A 17,063-nucleotide genomic window follows, 5' to 3' on the forward strand; every position below is an offset into this window, starting at 1 on the left:
GAGCTTCGTGATGGGAATTGGAACAGAGAACATAAGAACGATTGCGATTGCAGGGCACGGACAGTCCGGCAAAACAACACTTATTGAAAATCTTGCGGCAGTAACGGGTACAATTGCACGGGCAGAATCGGTTGCAGGCGGTAAAACGGTCAGCGACTATACACCCGAAGAAATAGAGCGGAAAATTTCGATATATTCGGCATTAGTGTCAACAAATTGGAACGATACGGTAATCAATTTCTGGGATACTCCCGGTTCTTCTGACTTTATGGGCGAAGTTATCGCGGCTTTCCGGTCGGCGGAAACGGGATTGATGGTACTCGATGCAAAATCGGGAGTACAGATTGAAACCATTAAATATTGGAGAGACCTTGACCGCCGGAATAAGCCCCGTTTGGTTTTTGTTAATAAGATGGATGAAGACCGCGCTGACTTTAATCACGCAATGCAGGATGTAAAAACACAGTTCAAGGCGGATGTCTTTGCGGTTACCTTCCCAATCGGGAAAGGCGCCGAGTTTACCGGTATTGTTGACGTACTCCACGGTACGGCATATCAAATAGATTCAAATGGAAAAGAAAACGAAATACCTATTCCCGATTCGGAAAAAAAGCGATATGAAGAAATGCGCGAGGTTCTTGCAGGAGCTGCAGCGGAGGGTGACGAAGACTTATTGGTAAAGTTCATCGACGAAGGCGAACTCAACAGTGATGAGATTGCGAAGGGACTCACACTCGCGATGAAAAACAATAGAATTGTGCCGATCTTTGCCGGAGCCGCGCAGATGGGGCTCGGCTTAACGGCTCTTTTACGCTTTATCACCGAGATTTTGCCCTCTCCTGTAGGCTGTTTGGAACGTGCAGTAAAAGGCGAAGAAGAGTGTACCATCAAAATCGATCCTGAGCCTGCATTCTCCGGCTTTATCGTTAAAACCGCAAATGATCAGTTTTCCGGGCGGCTTTCGTACATCAAAGTTATTACCGGTACGCTCCTATCGGACGCAGAAGTATATAACATTAACGAACAAAAGAAAGAACGCGTCGGTAAGTTATACCGTGCTGCGGGAAAGAAACTGACCGAAGTAAAGGAACTTGTAGCCGGAGATGTCGGCGTTGCGGTTAAACTCGCGGCAGCAAAAACCAACGATACCCTTGCCGCCTCTCAAGATTGCCCGCCGTTTGTGAAACTGCGTAATCCCGATCCTATCTATTCGCTTGCGGTAGCCGCCGTCGATAAGAAAAACGACGACAAGCTCGGGGAACAGCTGCTTCGCGCCTGCGAAGAAGACATGACGCTTTCTTTTGTCTACAACCCCGAAACAAAGCAAAACGTATTTTCCGGCATGGGAGACTTGCATACCTCTATCGTGCTTGACCGCATTAAAAAGCAGACAAAGATTGAAGTACAAACTTCTATTCCCCGCATCGCCTACCGCGAAACTATCCGCCAAAAAGCGCAGGCAGAATATACGCATAAGAAACAGTCGGGCGGACACGGACAGTTCGGACGAGTCGTACTGGCGATTGAACCGCTGGAACGCGGTGCAAAATACAGCTTTACCAATGCGGTATTCGGTGGTGCGATTTCCAAGGGCTATATTCCCGGTGTTGAAAAGGGCGTAAAAGAAGCCATGGAAAACGGCGTCATGGCGGGCTATCCCGTTGTCGATGTCGGTACGACGGTGTTGGACGGTAAAGAGCATCCGGTAGACTCATCGGAAATGGCCTTTAAGATCGCCGCCCGAAACGCATTCAAAAATGCAATGCGTAACGCAGGCCCTATCCTTCTGGAACCGATTATGAATTTAACGGTCTATGTGGAAACAGCCTACCTCGGCGATATTATGAGCGACCTGTCTTCACGCCGCGGCCGCATCCTCGGACAGTCCCAGCTTGCAAACGGCATCGAAGAAATCCGTGCACAAGTACCGCACAAAGAACTGCTCCGCTACGCTATCGATTTACGGTCGATGACCAGCGGTACCGGCTCTTTCGAGATGTCGTTTGATCACTACGATCCGATATCCGGTAAAATTGCCGACGAGGTAGTTGCCGCGGCCAAGGCATTTATCGAAGAACAAGAGGAGTAATATCTTTAGCTGCAATACTTAAAATTAAGTCATTGATATATAAAAATTTAATTTTAAGTTTGTTGAGGATGTCCCGAAAGACAGAAACTTTTGGGACATTCCCGTTTTCACCATATAGAAAAGTTGGCACATATACACAGAGAGGAGAGTATTATGGCAGAAACAACAGCAATGCAGGAATATCAAAATCCTCCTAAAAGCATTCTTATTTTTGATTTATGTACAAATCTCGGATGGATAGCGGCGAATTTTGTTACCTCACCTTTCGTTGGGGGTACCGGTAGTTTAAGCGAGGTTGTCAGAACAAAAGCTTTTATTATCGGCATCCTGTTGGCAGCGATCAATCCTATCATACGTTACAAAATTATGATTCCTGCAATCATAGACTGGAAACGGAATCCGGACAAAGCAAAAAAGTATATCGTACTATATGAAAGACTTGTTATGATTATCCCGCTTGTAATAGCCTTTACCATTCCTTTTTTTATTTCTATAGAAATGGGGTTAATAGGAAATGTCGGCATCTTCTTATCTGCAGTCTTTAGTACGATTGGAAATATCTTTTTAATCGGAAGTTTGTTTGCTTCAAGTACGATTAGAAGTTTTGAAAAATGGGCATCATTCGTTCCAATCGAAGAAGGTACGCTCTCTCTTTCTATGTTAAAGCGCGTGGCGTTTATGTCCGTTACCTGTATTTTTGCAGTTGTTCTTTTAGTGCTTGCACCGATTGTACGGTACCAGCAACATGATACCCATACCAAGCTGATTACAGTAGTTTTGCCGCTTTTTATATATGGTTTAGTTTTTTCAGTATTTAATTTATTGGCCATCATACGTTCATTTGAAAGAAGAATAGCGTTGATACAGCAAATTGTTAGGAAATTAGCAAACGGAGATTATCGGCAAGAAATGCTTAGTGCATGGACACGAGACGATATAGCTCTGTTATTATTAGACTTTAATAAATTACTTACATTTAATAAAAACTTCTTAACAGAACTGAATGAAAGTGTTACTGTTTCAACTCATACGGCAGAGGCGTTGTCTTCCAGTATGAAGATAACTTCTACGGCTGCCGAGAAGATTGGTGAGAGTGTATCTTTTGTGCGGGACCATATTAAAGAGCAGTCGAGTGGTGTTTTAGAAATGCAGGAAAACATCCATCAAGCTATAGAGAATATCAAAGACCTTGATAATAGTATTGAAACACAATCGACTTCTATCGGCCAAGCTGTTTTCGTTATTGAACGGATGGTTGCCGATATTCAATCGGTTACTCACACGATAGAAAATACCGTTGATTCGATTAAACTTTTAAATAGTGCTGCCGATGCCGGTAATACCGCAGTATCGAATGCTCATACCATTGTAAAAAATATCAGTGAAGAATCTGAAGGCTTGCTGGAAGCAAGCAATGTCATTCAACATATTGCAAGTCAAACCAACTTGCTTGCAATGAATGCCGCAATCGAGGCAGCTCATGCAGGGGATATCGGCAAGGGGTTCGCGGTTGTCGCTGATGAAATTAGGAAACTTGCAGAAGAATCAAGCACGCAAGGCAAGACCATTACGACAGTGTTGAAAACACTGAAAGAAAAAATTGAAGCATTGAATTCGGTTGCGGAAGAAACTGCTATTCAGTTTGCAGAAATTATGCGGCAACTCTCGACGGTTAATAGCGGTAGTAATACTATTATGGAATCGGTGACGAAACAAAATGACGGTAATGCACAAGTGCTCGAAGCTGTCAAAGAAATCAATGTCATAACGGCAAAGGTTAAGCAAAGTTCTTTACAAATACGCTCAGGTAATACGGAAGTGGGTAAAGAAATGACAAGGCTAGTTGAAATTTCTCAAAATATCGACAGTACGATGAATATCGTCAATGACGGCACAAAACAAATAAAAACGATCATCGGAGAGGTTATCGACAGCAGTGCAAAGAACCGGAACGCCGTATTAAACATTATGAAATATCTTGAACAGCTATCGCTGTAAGTAAGAAATACGTGGGGAGCTTCTGTTGTAACACATAATAGAAAAGGTACTTAAGAAGTTCCCTTCTTCATTAGTATAAAAATGATCAAATCTCAGCTTCATATCTTTACTATCAACATTAATAAATTGACGCGGATAATCGAAAATAATTTCTTTATCTTTAATCCTTGCTTAAAAATCTGACAGCCGATTTGCAAGGCTTTTTTATTACCAAACGCTCGTAAAATCTGAAAATTGAGATACATTTTTAAGAAACAAATCCTCATAGTGAACTTTCGTATTTTTGATGCGTATAAATCCAAAACCTGTATCATCATGAGGATAAGCAATAAGTCCTAATTCATCAAAAACAAAAAAACAATGCCCGTCAATTCCTTCATCCATCATCATTAACAAAGAGAACATAGATATAACATCATAATCCGTAGTGAGAAATTTTTTGAATCCCAAAGATAAACAATTATCATTATCGTAAATAGAAGCGCTAATTGTTTTTATATATCCAAAATCAATCAGATACTTTTCTATGTATTTTATGTAATTGTTTATATTGCTCTTATTTAGATTATATTCTTTTACTTTGAAAATATTAGAAACTATGATTATATTATTTGTATGTTTTTTAAAAAAATGCATAAAATAACCGACTATTTTATTTGCGCGAAAAATAGTAAAAGGCTTATTTCTTCTGCAATATCCTTTCCAGCCTTTACTGTCGGTATAAGAATTCAAATTTACCCATTCTTGAATATTAAAATTTGGGTTATCCATTCTCGTGTCCATCTATCTATTTTTATCCAACCAGTTTTTGATAATACTTCTCCAATTGTTTTATATTCCGTGCTCTTTTTAAAGAATCGGCATCATTTTTATCCGTATAGGTCAGCCATTTATTATATAAGTCATATAAAATTTTCTGTCCGGTTTCGGTTAAATCGAGATTCGTATATAAAAGTTTTACAATTCTGCCTTCTCTGTCTACAGGATTTTCCTTTATCAGCTTTTTTTCATAGGCAAAATTAAGGAATGTAATATTTTCTTCATATAGAGTATAAATAGTTTCGGGATAACCTCTATAACTTTGAAATAAAAATCCTATATCAAGGACAACTTCTTTTAGAAAATATAATTCATGATAGACATAATGTATGATTTTTTCAAGATTCTCCTTATCTTCAAGATTTGTAACTTCAATAAATTGATAATACTTCCAATTAAATAAATTTACCGGTTTAAAACAAGGCTGTATATTTTCTGTTTTTTCAAAAGTTGGTGCATAAAGGACATAAAACTTTTCCTGATACAGCACTCCGATTCGTTTCCCTGACACAAGTACAATATACTCTTCAAAAATGGCTTCCAGTGAAAAATTATTTATTCCTTTGCATTGTTTTTCCATATACTGAGCAAATTTTTTAGTGGTCATTTATTTTCTCTCCCCTAATCCGAATATAAGTCATATCCGTTTTTAGTTTATCAAATTATACATGATTTTACGGTGTTTTTCCATCGTTTAAAGAGTATAAGAACAGCTAGTCTTGTTATAGAAAAACCAGCTTAAAAATGATATAATATAAACAATATTTAATTGGTGAAGGGCTTTTACATGGCAAAAGAAACAAATACTTTAAAAGAACGTTTATTTTCAGCGCTGCAAATAGCGCCGCTGAAAAACACGTCGAGTTTGCTTATCGCAAACATCGCAGATTGTATATGCGCTATCGCGTACGAATGCAACAGTTTCCAAAGTTGATACTTTGTTCAACTGTTGCATTTTAAGGAAGGCATAAAATGGCACGATACGAACTTGGCGCAATTTACGAAATAGATGCAGGCGAAAAATCCTATTATGCCCGCCTTTTAAATTGTGATTTGTATGGAGTATTCGAACCCGTTTCCGGTGAAATATCCGAAGAAGCATTTGAAAATACACCGTATCGCCTGTATATTTCTACCGGTAGTTATGCAGTAAAAAGAGGCATTTGGAGAAAACTTTTTCCTTCGCCCGATAAAACGGATGTTGAACGCTGGAGCCATCCTCTGCATTTAGTTGTATTTACACCTTGGGACATTGAAGGAGCCCTCAACCGCCGAACTTCATTTGACAAATACGGCCATACTGAAATACTTGATGAAAAAACATATGTTCAATGCCTTAAACAGGGATTTATTTCAATCATTCAACCTATGTATGAAAAAGTCCCTCAGTTCCTCAATAATTATTACGATGATTGGCCCGCAAGTGAAATTTACAGCGACGTTCTAATCGGCACCGGCACGCCAGAACATCAACAAAAACAAATGAACAATTTAAAGAGACTGGGATGTGATGTTTCGAAATATTAAAATAGGAGAAATAAAATGCTGACACTGAAAGAATTAATTAAAAATCAAAAAAAATTTAATGAAAGATTCTTGGCGGAAGTGTCGGATAAACTATGGGAAATCGGAGAAATAGAAGAAATTAAAAATCAAACCGATGAAGACTTATTTCTTTTCCATATTGCCGTTAACATCATAGGAAATTGGAAGGGTGACGGTTGGTGGGAATTTATCTGTAATTATCCGCAGCTTATCCGGTATGTTCCCGACACATTGGCAGCATTAAAATTATCCGATATGAAAGCGGCCTTTGAAATCGTAATAAAATGTTTCCCTGAAAATACGGTTTTTGAAGATTCGAGTACCTATGTAGATACGGTCAATTTTCTTCAAAATGTCAGATTCAAAATAAGCGATACATATTTAAATTCGATTCCTGCAGATAAGAGAAAAGAAATGTCCGAGGCTTTACATAAAAGCATTGATGCTCTTGAATCCTTGACGAATAAACGCTGGGCTTATGATGCAAAAGATGACGGTTGGTTAGACGTAATTAATTTTATCGAAGAAAAGAAATAACGGAGAAAATGATAATGCACTATATCGGAGAATTAACAACATAAATAATAATTTGACAAAATGTGATAATGAAGACGATACTTATAAATTTAATGTACCGAAAAAATACATGAATTATTTAAAGATTAAAAGAGAAGTACTTAGCACTTCGAGAAATAGGTAAACAGGGAGTTAGTTATGATAACAATCGGAAACATCGGAAGATTTGAATCTATACCGCAAATTTTAAATGATGTACTAAATGAAAATATTTCTGCATTGGAAGAACATCTAATAAAGGGATGGAAGCTTAATAAAGCAATAAGAGTAGGCAAATACACCGAACTCTCTCCTTTGGATTTTGCATTGATAATGGAAAAATTTCAATCTATAAAATGGCTGACGGAAAAAGGAGCAAGCCTTAATGCAAAGGAGCATCCAAGTTTTCTTCTCGCAGTGAGATATTGTAATGAAGAGGTAATAAGGTTTCTTGTTTCCCATGGTGCAAAGATAGATGTAGTAAACAACGTAGGTTCGGAAGCTTTTTTGGAAGCGTACTATGGTGAATGCTTTGATAACTTTTCTATTATACAAGAACTTGGGCATACCGCAGCTCAATACGGCGGACAGCTCTTGCGCCACGCGGTTTCTGACCGTAATTATAAAGTTTTAGAATTTCTAATTGAACATGGAGCAGATATTAATTACAATAAGTCCGACATGGTATATTCCAATAAATCGACTCCATTGTGTGTAGCTGCAAGATATGTTGATTTGGAAATGTGTACATTTTTAGTGAAGCATGGAGCGGACATTACGATTGCCGAAAAAGACGGGATGCGTCCATATAGCATAGCCTTGGAAAAAGGCGATGAGGAAATGGCGGAATATTTTAAATCATTAGAGCCGTCCGAGTTTCATCAAACACAAAATAAATTAGATGAATTAAAACCGTATAAATTGCCAAAAACAATAATTGAATTTTTAACCGGTGAAAACCTACACTTTGATTTAGCGGATTCCGACTTTGGATATATTGACTTCTTCAAACTGATTGATACTATTCCGTTTAAATTCGGCAGACAAAAATTATTAAGACTCTCCCGATCTCTCGGAGATTACAATGATATTTATATTGTATGGAATCCTAAAACAAAAAAGATTGCAAGCTATGATATGGAGCATGAAGAGCTCATCGATTTGGCAGTCTTTGATGATTTTATAGAAGATATGACAAAGTATATGAGCCTAATTTTTGAATAATAGCTGATAATGAGAAAAAAGCTTAATGAATATAAAACGCATAGACAGATATTTCTATAATATAGATGAGGAGACGATAGATTGGGGAGATTAATTTTTATTTTGCTGCTTTCCGTTTCAGGACTGATTTTTTTAGCAATTATCTTTGGAATGTATATTTATATGAAACGGACTGTTTCCGGTGGAAAATCATTGATGGAAGAAGCAGTAAACGAACAGACAGATACTACAAAAATGGAGCTCAGTGAGTTTTTAGTATATGCCTCTTCGATACTTGGGGCGGTATCATTTGCCTTACAGGTGATAAAAAAGGGCGGTTCAGGATTCTCCAATTTGGCAACATATATCATTTTGCCTCCGGTTATGGCTCTCTTTAACGCACGAAAGCGTACCGGAAGAAGCATTTTTATATTTGTGGCCATCGCAATATTTTCACTTTATATATTTATGGTATATATCATAATCAGTGTTCCGGTGAAGGCTCCGGTTTTTACGATTAACAGCACAAAGATTAAGATGGCACATACAACTGTTGCCGATATAGTTGCAGACGGATTCGATATTTATGTAAAACAGACTAATCCTTCCGGCAGAGATTATAAGAATCTACTTTCCGGTGCTGCTTTTAAAAAATATCCCGTTGATCGGAGTATTCTCGTTGAAAAAGGATTCCAAAGAAATAATACTGCTATACCTTATGCTCATTATCTTCTTGTAAAAGATGGCCTTGTGATCGGGAGCATCGGTCTTTACGGTCATAAAAAAAAGGATACGGTATTAGAAGACTGTAAAATCATTCATTTAAAACTTGATGAATACTGCATTTCCAATGCAAGAGCAACTTCAAGTCGTTATTGGCTTGATGATGTTGAGCTGCTCGTTCCATTGCAGCGAGAAACATTGCAAAAAATATTCGATAAAAAACTGTGGTTAGTACCGCCAAGAAATACGAGAGACATAACTCAGCTGCACTACGGCATTAAATGGTCAACTGGAAGCGATCATCTCTTTTGGAATGAATACTTTGCTTATATTCATTTTAATGAAAGCAATGACATGACCGGTTTTGAGATTTCAACCGAAATAGCACGTGATTGGAATGAATGAGAGAGTGCTCAGTCGTTATAATCCCCCATACACAACGCCGTGCCGTATTTTTTTCTTGCAGTATGATAAGCGATTCGAAAGATGCAAAAATTACAACCTGCATGCCAAGCGTAATCCGAGACTACCTGCATGAAAATCGGGAGTATAAAAGAGCCTGATCGGCAGCACTGCGGTATATATATCGGTATCTATACCGCCGATCCGGTAGGCCGGTAAGCTAACCGTATGTGCAGGGTTTACGTCGTATTCTCCGTATCCGAGGGTATCGTCCGTTACGGCAGGAATGGTTATCATCGTAAACGATACTCCGTTTACCCTATAAGTCTTACCGGCAAGCAGTATGTCTGCATTTTCGGCATTTACACCGGCACTGCCGCCTGTCATTACAATAAGTGCCGCTCCTAAAAATAATGTTTTATTCAATTTTCTTGCCTCTGAACATATCTATAATTTATATTTCGGTTTTATAATACTGCTTTAATTTTAACTATCTTTGCCGCTTGTAAAATTGCTTCATCACGGTTTAATACCATCTTACATCCTTCACAATAGTCTATTTTTATTTTATCGCCCATGTCGAAATACAGATTACGCTCGTCACTGTCGCCATATATGCTGGAATAGTTTATAGCTTACCTCCTATCAACATCTTTAGCCGTAGCATTATCCTTTTTATAAATTCTTGGCGACAGTTTTATCACAAAGCCACGCCGTATATTTTTCTTGTGGTATGATAAGTGATTCGATGCCTCCGTTTTCTACTAATGTTAGTCTTATATGTAAGTCGCCGTCTTTCCATTTTATAAAGTCTATCTCGTCATATACATCATAATCTCCGTCAAGACAAGAAATTATATCAATAAACGTGGGAACTTCACTGATCGGATCATCAAACGTAAAGAGCTGCACACTATTAGGACAAGCCCAATAGCATCCGCATACAGCCAGTATATTGTTTATGGGATTATAATATACATCCGTCCAAATAAATGTTTCTCCCGTATTAAGAGAATAGTCCGGAAAAAAGTGCATTATTTGCGTAGTTTCAATGTCCAATACACTATATCCGTACAAATCCTGCCTAAAAAGTAAGTAGTCTTTACCGTTTTTATGTGTTATGAGCCGGTAAAACTCAGCAGAATTATCAATACAATACCACGTTTTCAATAATATGTTATTATTAAAAAAGGAGCATGCGCTTCCTTTCAAATTGTATTTACCCGTACTTCCAACATATCGGTTTATATCGATACGATATTTCCCTGTTCTCCCTACGAACTCCATAACCTCTTTTTCATCATAATTTTCTTGTGTAAATAGCGGCATTGCTTCTTTTACACGATTTTGATATATATTCGTATTCACTGCATTTGGCATAAACAGCTCCTTTTTTTAAAGTGTTGATGATTAGTTAATCAACAGATATCTTAAAAATACTCGGTTTGATTTTTAAAAGTACCAAAAATTGCCTTCTACATTTTTGTAGAATATTCTGCATTTTATAATCTATCTTCTATTTTATATCATAGCTTTAACACTGCGATAAGTTCTTCTCCATCCATATCTCCTGTTTCAACAAAACCGAATGAGCTATAAAGTTTACGTGCAACTTGATTTTCAGGTTCATAAGACAACCAACAATATTCAGCTTTTCCGCAAGGAAAAGTCTTAACAAAATCTAGAGCCAATTTAACTGATTCTTTTCCAAATCCATTGTTTTGATACGCTTTATCAATCATCAGACGCCAAAGATTATAATTCCCTTTTGCTATTTCAGGTGCATCAATCCAATAGTCATGAACATCAAAACCGATCATCAAAAATCCGACCGGTGTTTCATTGGTATATATCCCGAATGGAAATGCATAACCATTTGTGGTGATTGCAATGTAGGCTTCAATGATGCTTATATCGTTGGCAGCAACAAAGCTTTTCTGTGTTTCCGATACCTGCAGTTTCAGAATATCCCAAATGTTTTTCCCGTTTACTTTTTCCAAATGAAGCATACTATATCCTTTATGACTTAAATTTATTCTGCAATATTAATTCCTTTCTTGATAAGTTTTTTCTTTGCTTTTTCGGAAATATAAATAGCAGTACCGTCAATAAGTTTTAAGTTTGGAAACTGTGCCAACTCTTCATCGGAAATAGACTTAATATCAAATAAACTACCCTCGCCATCCCATTGCGGAATAAGCTGCATATTAATTTCATTTCCGCCATCAAGAAACAGCTGTGTTACCTTTGGGGCCAATTCAGCAGGAATTTCCAATTGCTGAAACCAGCTTTTTACTTCAGGTATCATTTTATCGTAGTAATCATCGGGATCTATTTCTTTTTTTGCATAATCATTGCAAAAATCATATACATCAAATTTCGGTTTAAGCAGTTCTTGTTTGTACATCAGCTCTTGGATAACAGCAAGTTTAAAATTGAAGTTTGTAAATGTTAACATTTCACCTTCCGCCTTTGGCAGCGCCCATTTACCGCTTGACGCCCTCGGCGGTTTATACCAAAAACTTATATCCCGTATAGGTTCAGGTTCGGCACATACCAAATCGGCTATCTCATCGGTTTTTGATTTTCTTAAACGCTCCTGAAAAGATATTGCGTCCAGAACCGAGTTTAATTTGCTCGACAATGAGCAATTTATTTTCCAATTTTCCACTTTCATTTCTAAAAATATATAAGCATCTCTCAATGTTTTTTGAGGTATAGCTTCCAAAATAGTTTTACCGTTTATCGTAAAAATGCCGGGAAACACCTGCTTGGGATTTACATCGAAAAACGAAAAATTTACTTTTTTCTCCCATTCCTTATCTTCACATATTCTTATGTCTAGTTCGCTGATACGTCCTTTGGAAACAAAACTCTTTATTCCTATATTATCCCAGATATATATTTCCTCTAAATCATCTTTACTTACTGTTCCATCAGGCGGCTTACGCAATACTTTTCTATATTCACCGAATTTCTCCGCAAGAATATCTATTGATAGGTTTCCAATAAACTCATCATTAATATACAAACCGTTTTTAGTTAAATTGATATGAAGTTTCTGTTGCGGCATAGCCGGCTGTTTATCCTGTTTATTTGATTCCCTGCTTTTTATAATACTCATTTTATAACTCCTTACCATATAATATTTCTTTAATAGCTCTTATGTCAATTTTATACCATGTTTTGTTAACATACATAAGCACATACCATAATTGGATTTTTACTTCACTGCCATCACTATATCGTATTACTATTCTTAAATGAGGTGCAGTCATTTTAAACATCTTTCCGTCATTACTCTCATCATCATATTTTGCAGTATTTAAAATATCAGTTATTATTTTTATATCATCATGTTTAATTCTTCGTAAGGCTGTATTCGTATTATCGGAAAACTGCATTGATACAATTTCATCAGGGCTTATAATACATTGTTTTAAAATAGTCATAAAGCTGTCCTTTCCATCAGCAGATACTGTAAAAGTAATGAATATAAATATACAAAATGCAATTACTTGTTTCATTCTTTCCTTTATTCGTGCGGAGGGTTTAATACCCGCCGTCCTTGGCAACGCTCTGCGTCGGGGTTATTGATTACAGTGTGTTCACAATTTTAATCGTATTTTCAGATTGAAGCAGGCTGAACAGTTGTTTATAAGCACTTATGATTTTTTCTCTATTTTCTTTATCTGACAAACCTAAAATATAGCAATCGCTATTTATATCGATAAGATATAATACCTTGTCACTCATCGCAGCAAGCCTACGGAAAACTTCCGGCGGTTCAAATTCCATATCTTTATCCAAGTGAAGCATATTCGCTTTTATCTTTTTTGCTAATAGATTGTAACCGTATACAATATCTCCCACATCCGCCTTCCAATCGAACATTGCCAAATAGTTCAAATCTATAAAATCGTTTATCAAAGAGACACAAATATCTTCTTGCTCCGATGCTGTATGGTATATTTTCTTGGCTTTTTGCGGAGATATGCCGAGTAATTTGCAAAGCGATAAAAAAGTTTGTTCCGTATCGGCAGGTAAGCTTTTGTTCCGGCAAGCAAGTTTTTCTTTTTCCTCAAAAATACGTCTGTCTTCTTCTTCAAGTATTTTTATTTGCAGTTGTCCGTATCGTGTTAAAGCCGTTTTTATATTCTCAATGATTTTTTTATCAAAAACAGGGTTGTTCTTTCCTATAAAATTGAACCACTCTTGTCCCTTCTTGCCTGTGATGTCATAATCATAAGAAACAATTTCACACCGATCTCCGATTCTCACAACGGCAAAGATTTCATCTTCACAATAATCAACCATACAGATACTTTCGGGTATAAATGCTCTATGGCCGCCATTCTCGTAAAAGCGATTGGTGTATTTTGAGCTTTTGAGTGAAATACAATCAAAAATATTTTGTTCTTTAATTTGTGTCTCTATCATTTCTTGAGCCTGACTCGAAAACTTTGCGTTGTTTTCCAATATCTGCCGAAAGAGTTGTATATCAAATGCCGACCCACCTATGAGTTTTTCATCTTTGTAGTACACCCACGACACAGTTCGGCCGATATTTTTTCCGTTCATATTCCATTCCTTTTTTTATTTATGAATTCACATTGCATAATGCTATTTCTTTTAGTCCTCTATCATAAAACGAGGTAAGGCATATTTCGCCTGAGATGTTTTCGAGCCTGTGTTTGGACATTCCTCTTGGAAAGGTAATATCGGAATATTCACGTGTGCTGAGTGAAAAAATTTTTTGCTTGCCTTTCCAATCATCGGTTTTAAAAAGAGGAGTCATTATCACATATTGAGAATCAGTAAAGCATCCGTTGATGCCGCCTTTTTTACCGCCTTTTTTTAAGTCATCTGATTCGATAAATTTTTTGATTACTTTCCCATCTTCGGAAATACTTGCAAGAGCATAATAATTCATTCCCCACTTATTAACCGATGTTTGGCTGTCGCCCGGAATAAAGGCATAGATTTCTTTATCCGATATTTTAATGCTGTCTATTTTAGGTGCCTCGCCGCATCTGTCATCTTGATGTGTAAATACCTTTTTATCTATTGTAGAAAAACATTTCCATTCGGCAGATTTTGCAGCAGCATCAAATTCCAAAAGAGCAAAATATCTTGCATCCCCGCAATAAAATTCATTTTCAAAGCAAACGGGAATTGTCTTGCTGTCGGATATATTTTGAAAATACCTCTGTTCAGCCTTCTCCGGTACAATGTTATACCTTAGTAATGATTTATTTTTTATCGGAATTATTTCCGGAGAGGAATGAATGCCGGAGTAATACCGCACTTCTTTTGCCGAAATGATGAGTCCGAACCCTTCTGTATATCTGAAAAGGACAGAATAATCTCTGTTTGACATTGGGGGATATTCAATCGGAATCTTTTTTATGCCATCGACAGAAAGCGCAAGGAGGTAAAATTTATCCCAATCGCTTTTCACGCCTGTAGTCAGAATTATAGCAGTTCCATCCGGCAACAAAACAGAGCCATGCACAAACGAAAGCTCACTATCCAATTCCCATTTTTTCAATAAACTTAATTTTAGGTTCTTCATATTTTTATCTTCCTTATTTGTTTCAATATACTTAATCCTTTCAACCGAGCTTCTTCATCAACTAATCCTCTTCCTTTCATATTCTATTGTATCATTTTTCCTTATCGTTTTTAAGAGGGGCGATGAAAATCTGACAGTAGAAAAAACACCTTAAAAAGGATAGAATAGTGTCAAATATGTAATGAAATGAGAATTGTGCATGGAATGTAGTTATGGAAATGTTGATTATCGATATTTAAGGAATGACTTATCAATCGATAAGCCGGAACGTTCTGCCAGTGCATTATTTTCACAAAAGAGATACAACAAAGAAATACGGAAGAGAAACGATATGAAGCATATGGATTGGGATAATATGCATACAAGATTGGAGGCGCTATATATTTTGGATAATGCTTTGACTGACCCGTCGGAAGACGACTTGCGATTGGTAAGAAAGAAGAAACTCGACTCGAATCTCAAATATGTTATTGATAACGGAGCAGGAGATTCGTTATCTGTAATCTTTACGGAAACAGTGGTGTTGGTAAAAGGCTTTGCGCATGAAAACAGTCTGAACCAATTTGCTGCCGACGAATGGAATCAAAGTATTATAGACAAGATGTACGAAGGGCTTGACGAGAAATTGATGAATCTTTTTTCAGTAGACGAAAGGGCGGAAACGACATTTTTCATTTGGTATGATGGGGAAGTTCACCAAAATCAAACGGATGAACATGATGGAGGTTATTGGCTATTGGGATATGCTTTCGATTCGTATGAAAGATTTCGAGAATTTGTTACAGAATATTACTCTATGAAATTCGATGATAATTTGTTGAGAAAACTATATACGGATTCCGTTTTATCAGATTTTGAATTATCGGAATTGATTGCAGGATGAATAGATGTATTTTACAAATCGTTCAGAGAAATGAGAGGAGGAGCTGAAAATGTCTGTAATCAATTGGTATTATCGTGTGATAAAACGACGGATGATATTGTGAAATGGTTACAAGGAATTTTCAAATAAATCAGCATTGAATGACATATACTATCAGTGAAAGGGAGATAACAAATGCTAAAGATCGGAGAAAATCATACGTTTGAAGATGACTGGAACGGAAGACAGAGCTGTCTGATGTATTTAAAAGAAGATGAATCTGCATCATGGTCAGTGGATGTCGGATTTGCTAAAGGTAATTTTAGGGGCGAAACAATAGCACCTTCTATTTGCATAAATCGGATAGGTACAAACAAAAACTCAGCAGCAGAATTAATTGGAGAATCCTTTTCTGTAATGACAATAGAAGAAAGCGATGACAGAGAAGATTCATTTTACATTTATGAACACGAACCGATGGTTTCATACAAATTAAAAATTCTTGAAATAAGGAATAGCAAGGCTCATATCCAATGCAGCGGAATATTAATAGTGGATGGATATACTGAACCCTATGAACAGGAAAAATTTGAAATCGATAGTTGGATACCTGTTATTGAATCGGTTAAGGACTGGGAAAAATTTGGATTATAGGAAAAGTTAGGCGAGCAGAGGAACTATGAACGAGATTGAGAAATATAGAATATTGAGTGCAGGAAAAGCCTTTGGTCACCGTGCCCAAATTGCTTTGTTGTTGCTTGATAGCCGCACAGCCTATGAAGAACTTAAAGAGGAAGCGGCACAAACTTCAGTTGCCGGAAGTTATAGTTGTACCGGAGGTTTTCCATCCGAAATACTTGAAAGAATAATAACAGAATTGATATGCCGCGATAGCCGTGATACATGGTATTTGCCTGACAATGTAAAATTTTGGGACAGGCGTTTCGGCAGTCTGTTTGAGACCAAGTTTTTTTGCTATGATGATGATGTAGAAACTTGGAGTAAGATACTTTACAAATTCTTTGTAAAACTCAAGTGGATGCCGAAAAGAGAAGATTATACTTCAACAAAAAGCTATAATAACGTTTGGGGATATTTTGCAGAACTTTTAGCGGTTGTGAAACAAAATAATCATCCCGAATTTGATAAGTATTATGAAATTGCAATCAAAAACGGAATGAATGCAGTGATTTTGGAAAGAAAGTTAAAAGAACTGTCTGAAATAAAACAGTCCTTTATCGAGTTTAAAACAATTTGAACTAAAAAACGAATTTGATGAATGATGGATTAGT

At 36.9% G+C, this 17,063-nt stretch carries 18 protein-coding genes; 9 read left to right on the forward strand and 9 right to left on the reverse strand.

The window, feature by feature from the left end:
• Window positions 1–10: 10 nt before the first annotated feature.
• Together fusA and E4N65_RS04795 are read left to right on the forward strand one after the other, a co-directional pair.
• Window positions 11–2,089, forward strand: a complete 2,079-nt coding sequence (gene fusA, locus E4N65_RS04790; RefSeq protein WP_253674288.1) for an elongation factor G — start codon at window positions 11–13, stop codon at window positions 2,087–2,089.
• A 153-nt stretch (window positions 2,090–2,242) separates the two neighbouring features.
• Window positions 2,243–4,087 (forward strand): methyl-accepting chemotaxis protein, encoded by a 1,845-nt coding sequence (locus E4N65_RS04795; protein WP_253674292.1) that lies wholly within the window; start codon window positions 2,243–2,245, stop codon window positions 4,085–4,087.
• 207 nt (window positions 4,088–4,294) lie between these two features.
• Here the strand turns inward: E4N65_RS04795 and E4N65_RS04800 are convergent, their stop codons facing one another.
• Both E4N65_RS04800 and E4N65_RS04805 read right to left on the reverse strand, forming a co-directional pair.
• Complete coding sequence (locus tag E4N65_RS04800) at window positions 4,295–4,870, reverse strand: hypothetical protein (protein WP_044016703.1); 576 nt, start codon at window positions 4,868–4,870, stop codon at window positions 4,295–4,297.
• 10 nt (window positions 4,871–4,880) lie between these two features.
• Window positions 4,881–5,513 carry a hypothetical protein gene (locus E4N65_RS04805; protein ID WP_253674294.1) on the reverse strand — a complete coding sequence of 211 codons (633 nt, stop codon included), beginning with the start codon at window positions 5,511–5,513 and terminating at the stop codon, window positions 4,881–4,883.
• A gap of 365 nt (window positions 5,514–5,878) precedes the next feature.
• Here E4N65_RS04805 and E4N65_RS04810 point away from each other — a divergent pair, with 365 nt between their 5' ends.
• From E4N65_RS04810 to E4N65_RS04825, 4 genes are all read left to right on the forward strand, one after another.
• On the forward strand, window positions 5,879–6,433 hold the full coding sequence (locus tag E4N65_RS04810) for a hypothetical protein (RefSeq protein WP_253674296.1): 555 nt from the start codon (window positions 5,879–5,881) through the stop codon (window positions 6,431–6,433).
• A gap of 15 nt (window positions 6,434–6,448) precedes the next feature.
• Window positions 6,449–6,988, forward strand: a complete 540-nt coding sequence (locus E4N65_RS04815; protein ID WP_253674298.1) for a hypothetical protein — start codon at window positions 6,449–6,451, stop codon at window positions 6,986–6,988.
• Window positions 6,989–7,165: 177 nt separating this feature from the next.
• Entirely contained in the window at window positions 7,166–8,230 is a 1,065-nt protein-coding gene (locus tag E4N65_RS04820; RefSeq protein ID WP_253674300.1) for an ankyrin repeat domain-containing protein, read from the forward strand.
• An 81-nt stretch (window positions 8,231–8,311) separates the two neighbouring features.
• The gene (locus E4N65_RS04825; protein WP_253674302.1) at window positions 8,312–9,337 is read left to right on the forward strand and encodes a hypothetical protein; all 1,026 of its coding nucleotides are present in this window, start codon (window positions 8,312–8,314) and stop codon (window positions 9,335–9,337) included.
• A 90-nt stretch (window positions 9,338–9,427) separates the two neighbouring features.
• Here E4N65_RS04825 and E4N65_RS04830 read toward each other — a convergent pair whose 3' ends face one another.
• The 7 genes from E4N65_RS04830 to E4N65_RS04860 all read right to left on the reverse strand — a co-directional run bounded on the left by E4N65_RS04830 (window position 9,428) and on the right by E4N65_RS04860 (window position 14,909).
• The gene (locus tag E4N65_RS04830) at window positions 9,428–9,760 is read right to left on the reverse strand and encodes a hypothetical protein (RefSeq protein WP_081984446.1); all 333 of its coding nucleotides are present in this window, start codon (window positions 9,758–9,760) and stop codon (window positions 9,428–9,430) included.
• A 249-nt stretch (window positions 9,761–10,009) separates the two neighbouring features.
• Window positions 10,010–10,714, reverse strand: a complete 705-nt coding sequence (locus tag E4N65_RS04835; RefSeq protein WP_253674304.1) for a hypothetical protein — start codon at window positions 10,712–10,714, stop codon at window positions 10,010–10,012.
• A 146-nt stretch (window positions 10,715–10,860) separates the two neighbouring features.
• Window positions 10,861–11,343: a GNAT family N-acetyltransferase gene (locus tag E4N65_RS04840; protein WP_253674306.1), complete on the reverse strand. Its 483-nt coding sequence runs from the start codon at window positions 11,341–11,343 to the stop codon at window positions 10,861–10,863.
• A 23-nt stretch (window positions 11,344–11,366) separates the two neighbouring features.
• Complete coding sequence (locus E4N65_RS04845) at window positions 11,367–12,458, reverse strand: DUF6892 domain-containing protein (RefSeq protein ID WP_253674308.1); 1,092 nt, start codon at window positions 12,456–12,458, stop codon at window positions 11,367–11,369.
• A gap of 1 nt (window position 12,459) precedes the next feature.
• Entirely contained in the window at window positions 12,460–12,861 is a 402-nt protein-coding gene (locus tag E4N65_RS04850; RefSeq protein WP_253674309.1) for a hypothetical protein, read from the reverse strand.
• Window positions 12,862–12,931: 70 nt separating this feature from the next.
• Entirely contained in the window at window positions 12,932–13,915 is a 984-nt protein-coding gene (locus E4N65_RS04855; RefSeq protein ID WP_371921824.1) for a DUF6630 family protein, read from the reverse strand.
• 19 nt (window positions 13,916–13,934) lie between these two features.
• The gene (locus tag E4N65_RS04860; RefSeq protein WP_044016679.1) at window positions 13,935–14,909 is read right to left on the reverse strand and encodes a hypothetical protein; all 975 of its coding nucleotides are present in this window, start codon (window positions 14,907–14,909) and stop codon (window positions 13,935–13,937) included.
• Between the two features lie 199 nt (window positions 14,910–15,108).
• Between E4N65_RS04860 and E4N65_RS04865 the strand changes: the two genes are divergently transcribed.
• The 3 genes from E4N65_RS04865 (at window position 15,109) to E4N65_RS04875 (ending at window position 17,029) form a co-directional block, all read left to right on the forward strand.
• Window positions 15,109–15,792 (forward strand): hypothetical protein, encoded by a 684-nt coding sequence (locus E4N65_RS04865; RefSeq protein WP_253674311.1) that lies wholly within the window; start codon window positions 15,109–15,111, stop codon window positions 15,790–15,792.
• Window positions 15,793–15,966: 174 nt separating this feature from the next.
• On the forward strand, window positions 15,967–16,425 hold the full coding sequence (locus E4N65_RS04870) for a hypothetical protein (protein WP_253674312.1): 459 nt from the start codon (window positions 15,967–15,969) through the stop codon (window positions 16,423–16,425).
• Between the two features lie 25 nt (window positions 16,426–16,450).
• Window positions 16,451–17,029 carry a hypothetical protein gene (locus E4N65_RS04875; protein WP_253674317.1) on the forward strand — a complete coding sequence of 193 codons (579 nt, stop codon included), beginning with the start codon at window positions 16,451–16,453 and terminating at the stop codon, window positions 17,027–17,029.
• Window positions 17,030–17,063: the final 34 nt, after the last annotated feature.

It is taken from the genome of Treponema sp. OMZ 855 (assembly GCF_024181145.1).
Taxonomy (GTDB): Bacteria; Spirochaetota; Spirochaetia; order Treponematales; family Treponemataceae; genus Treponema.

What these genes read in the sequence shown, in the direction of transcription:
- E4N65_RS04805 (WP_253674294.1), bottom strand. Translation starts at nt 5,513, where the DNA reads ATGACCACTAAAAAATTTGCTCAGTATATGGAAAAACAATGCAAAGGA.
- E4N65_RS04860 (WP_044016679.1), bottom strand. Translation starts at nt 14,909, where the DNA reads ATGAAGAACCTAAAATTAAGTTTATTGAAAAAATGGGAATTGGATAGT.
- E4N65_RS04815 (WP_253674298.1), top strand. Translation starts at nt 6,449, where the DNA reads ATGCTGACACTGAAAGAATTAATTAAAAATCAAAAAAAATTTAATGAA.
- E4N65_RS04865 (WP_253674311.1), top strand. Translation starts at nt 15,109, where the DNA reads ATGGAATGTAGTTATGGAAATGTTGATTATCGATATTTAAGGAATGAC.
- E4N65_RS04850 (WP_253674309.1), bottom strand. Translation starts at nt 12,861, where the DNA reads ATGAAACAAGTAATTGCATTTTGTATATTTATATTCATTACTTTTACA.
- fusA (WP_253674288.1), top strand. Translation starts at nt 11, where the DNA reads ATGGGAATTGGAACAGAGAACATAAGAACGATTGCGATTGCAGGGCAC.
- E4N65_RS04835 (WP_253674304.1), bottom strand. Translation starts at nt 10,714, where the DNA reads ATGCCAAATGCAGTGAATACGAATATATATCAAAATCGTGTAAAAGAA.
- E4N65_RS04800 (WP_044016703.1), bottom strand. Translation starts at nt 4,870, where the DNA reads ATGGACACGAGAATGGATAACCCAAATTTTAATATTCAAGAATGGGTA.
- E4N65_RS04795 (WP_253674292.1), top strand. Translation starts at nt 2,243, where the DNA reads ATGGCAGAAACAACAGCAATGCAGGAATATCAAAATCCTCCTAAAAGC.
- E4N65_RS04820 (WP_253674300.1), top strand. Translation starts at nt 7,166, where the DNA reads ATGATAACAATCGGAAACATCGGAAGATTTGAATCTATACCGCAAATT.
- E4N65_RS04875 (WP_253674317.1), top strand. Translation starts at nt 16,451, where the DNA reads ATGAACGAGATTGAGAAATATAGAATATTGAGTGCAGGAAAAGCCTTT.
- E4N65_RS04840 (WP_253674306.1), bottom strand. Translation starts at nt 11,343, where the DNA reads ATGCTTCATTTGGAAAAAGTAAACGGGAAAAACATTTGGGATATTCTG.
- E4N65_RS04870 (WP_253674312.1), top strand. Translation starts at nt 15,967, where the DNA reads ATGCTAAAGATCGGAGAAAATCATACGTTTGAAGATGACTGGAACGGA.
- E4N65_RS04855 (WP_371921824.1), bottom strand. Translation starts at nt 13,915, where the DNA reads ATGAACGGAAAAAATATCGGCCGAACTGTGTCGTGGGTGTACTACAAA.
- E4N65_RS04810 (WP_253674296.1), top strand. Translation starts at nt 5,879, where the DNA reads ATGGCACGATACGAACTTGGCGCAATTTACGAAATAGATGCAGGCGAA.
- E4N65_RS04845 (WP_253674308.1), bottom strand. Translation starts at nt 12,458, where the DNA reads ATGAGTATTATAAAAAGCAGGGAATCAAATAAACAGGATAAACAGCCG.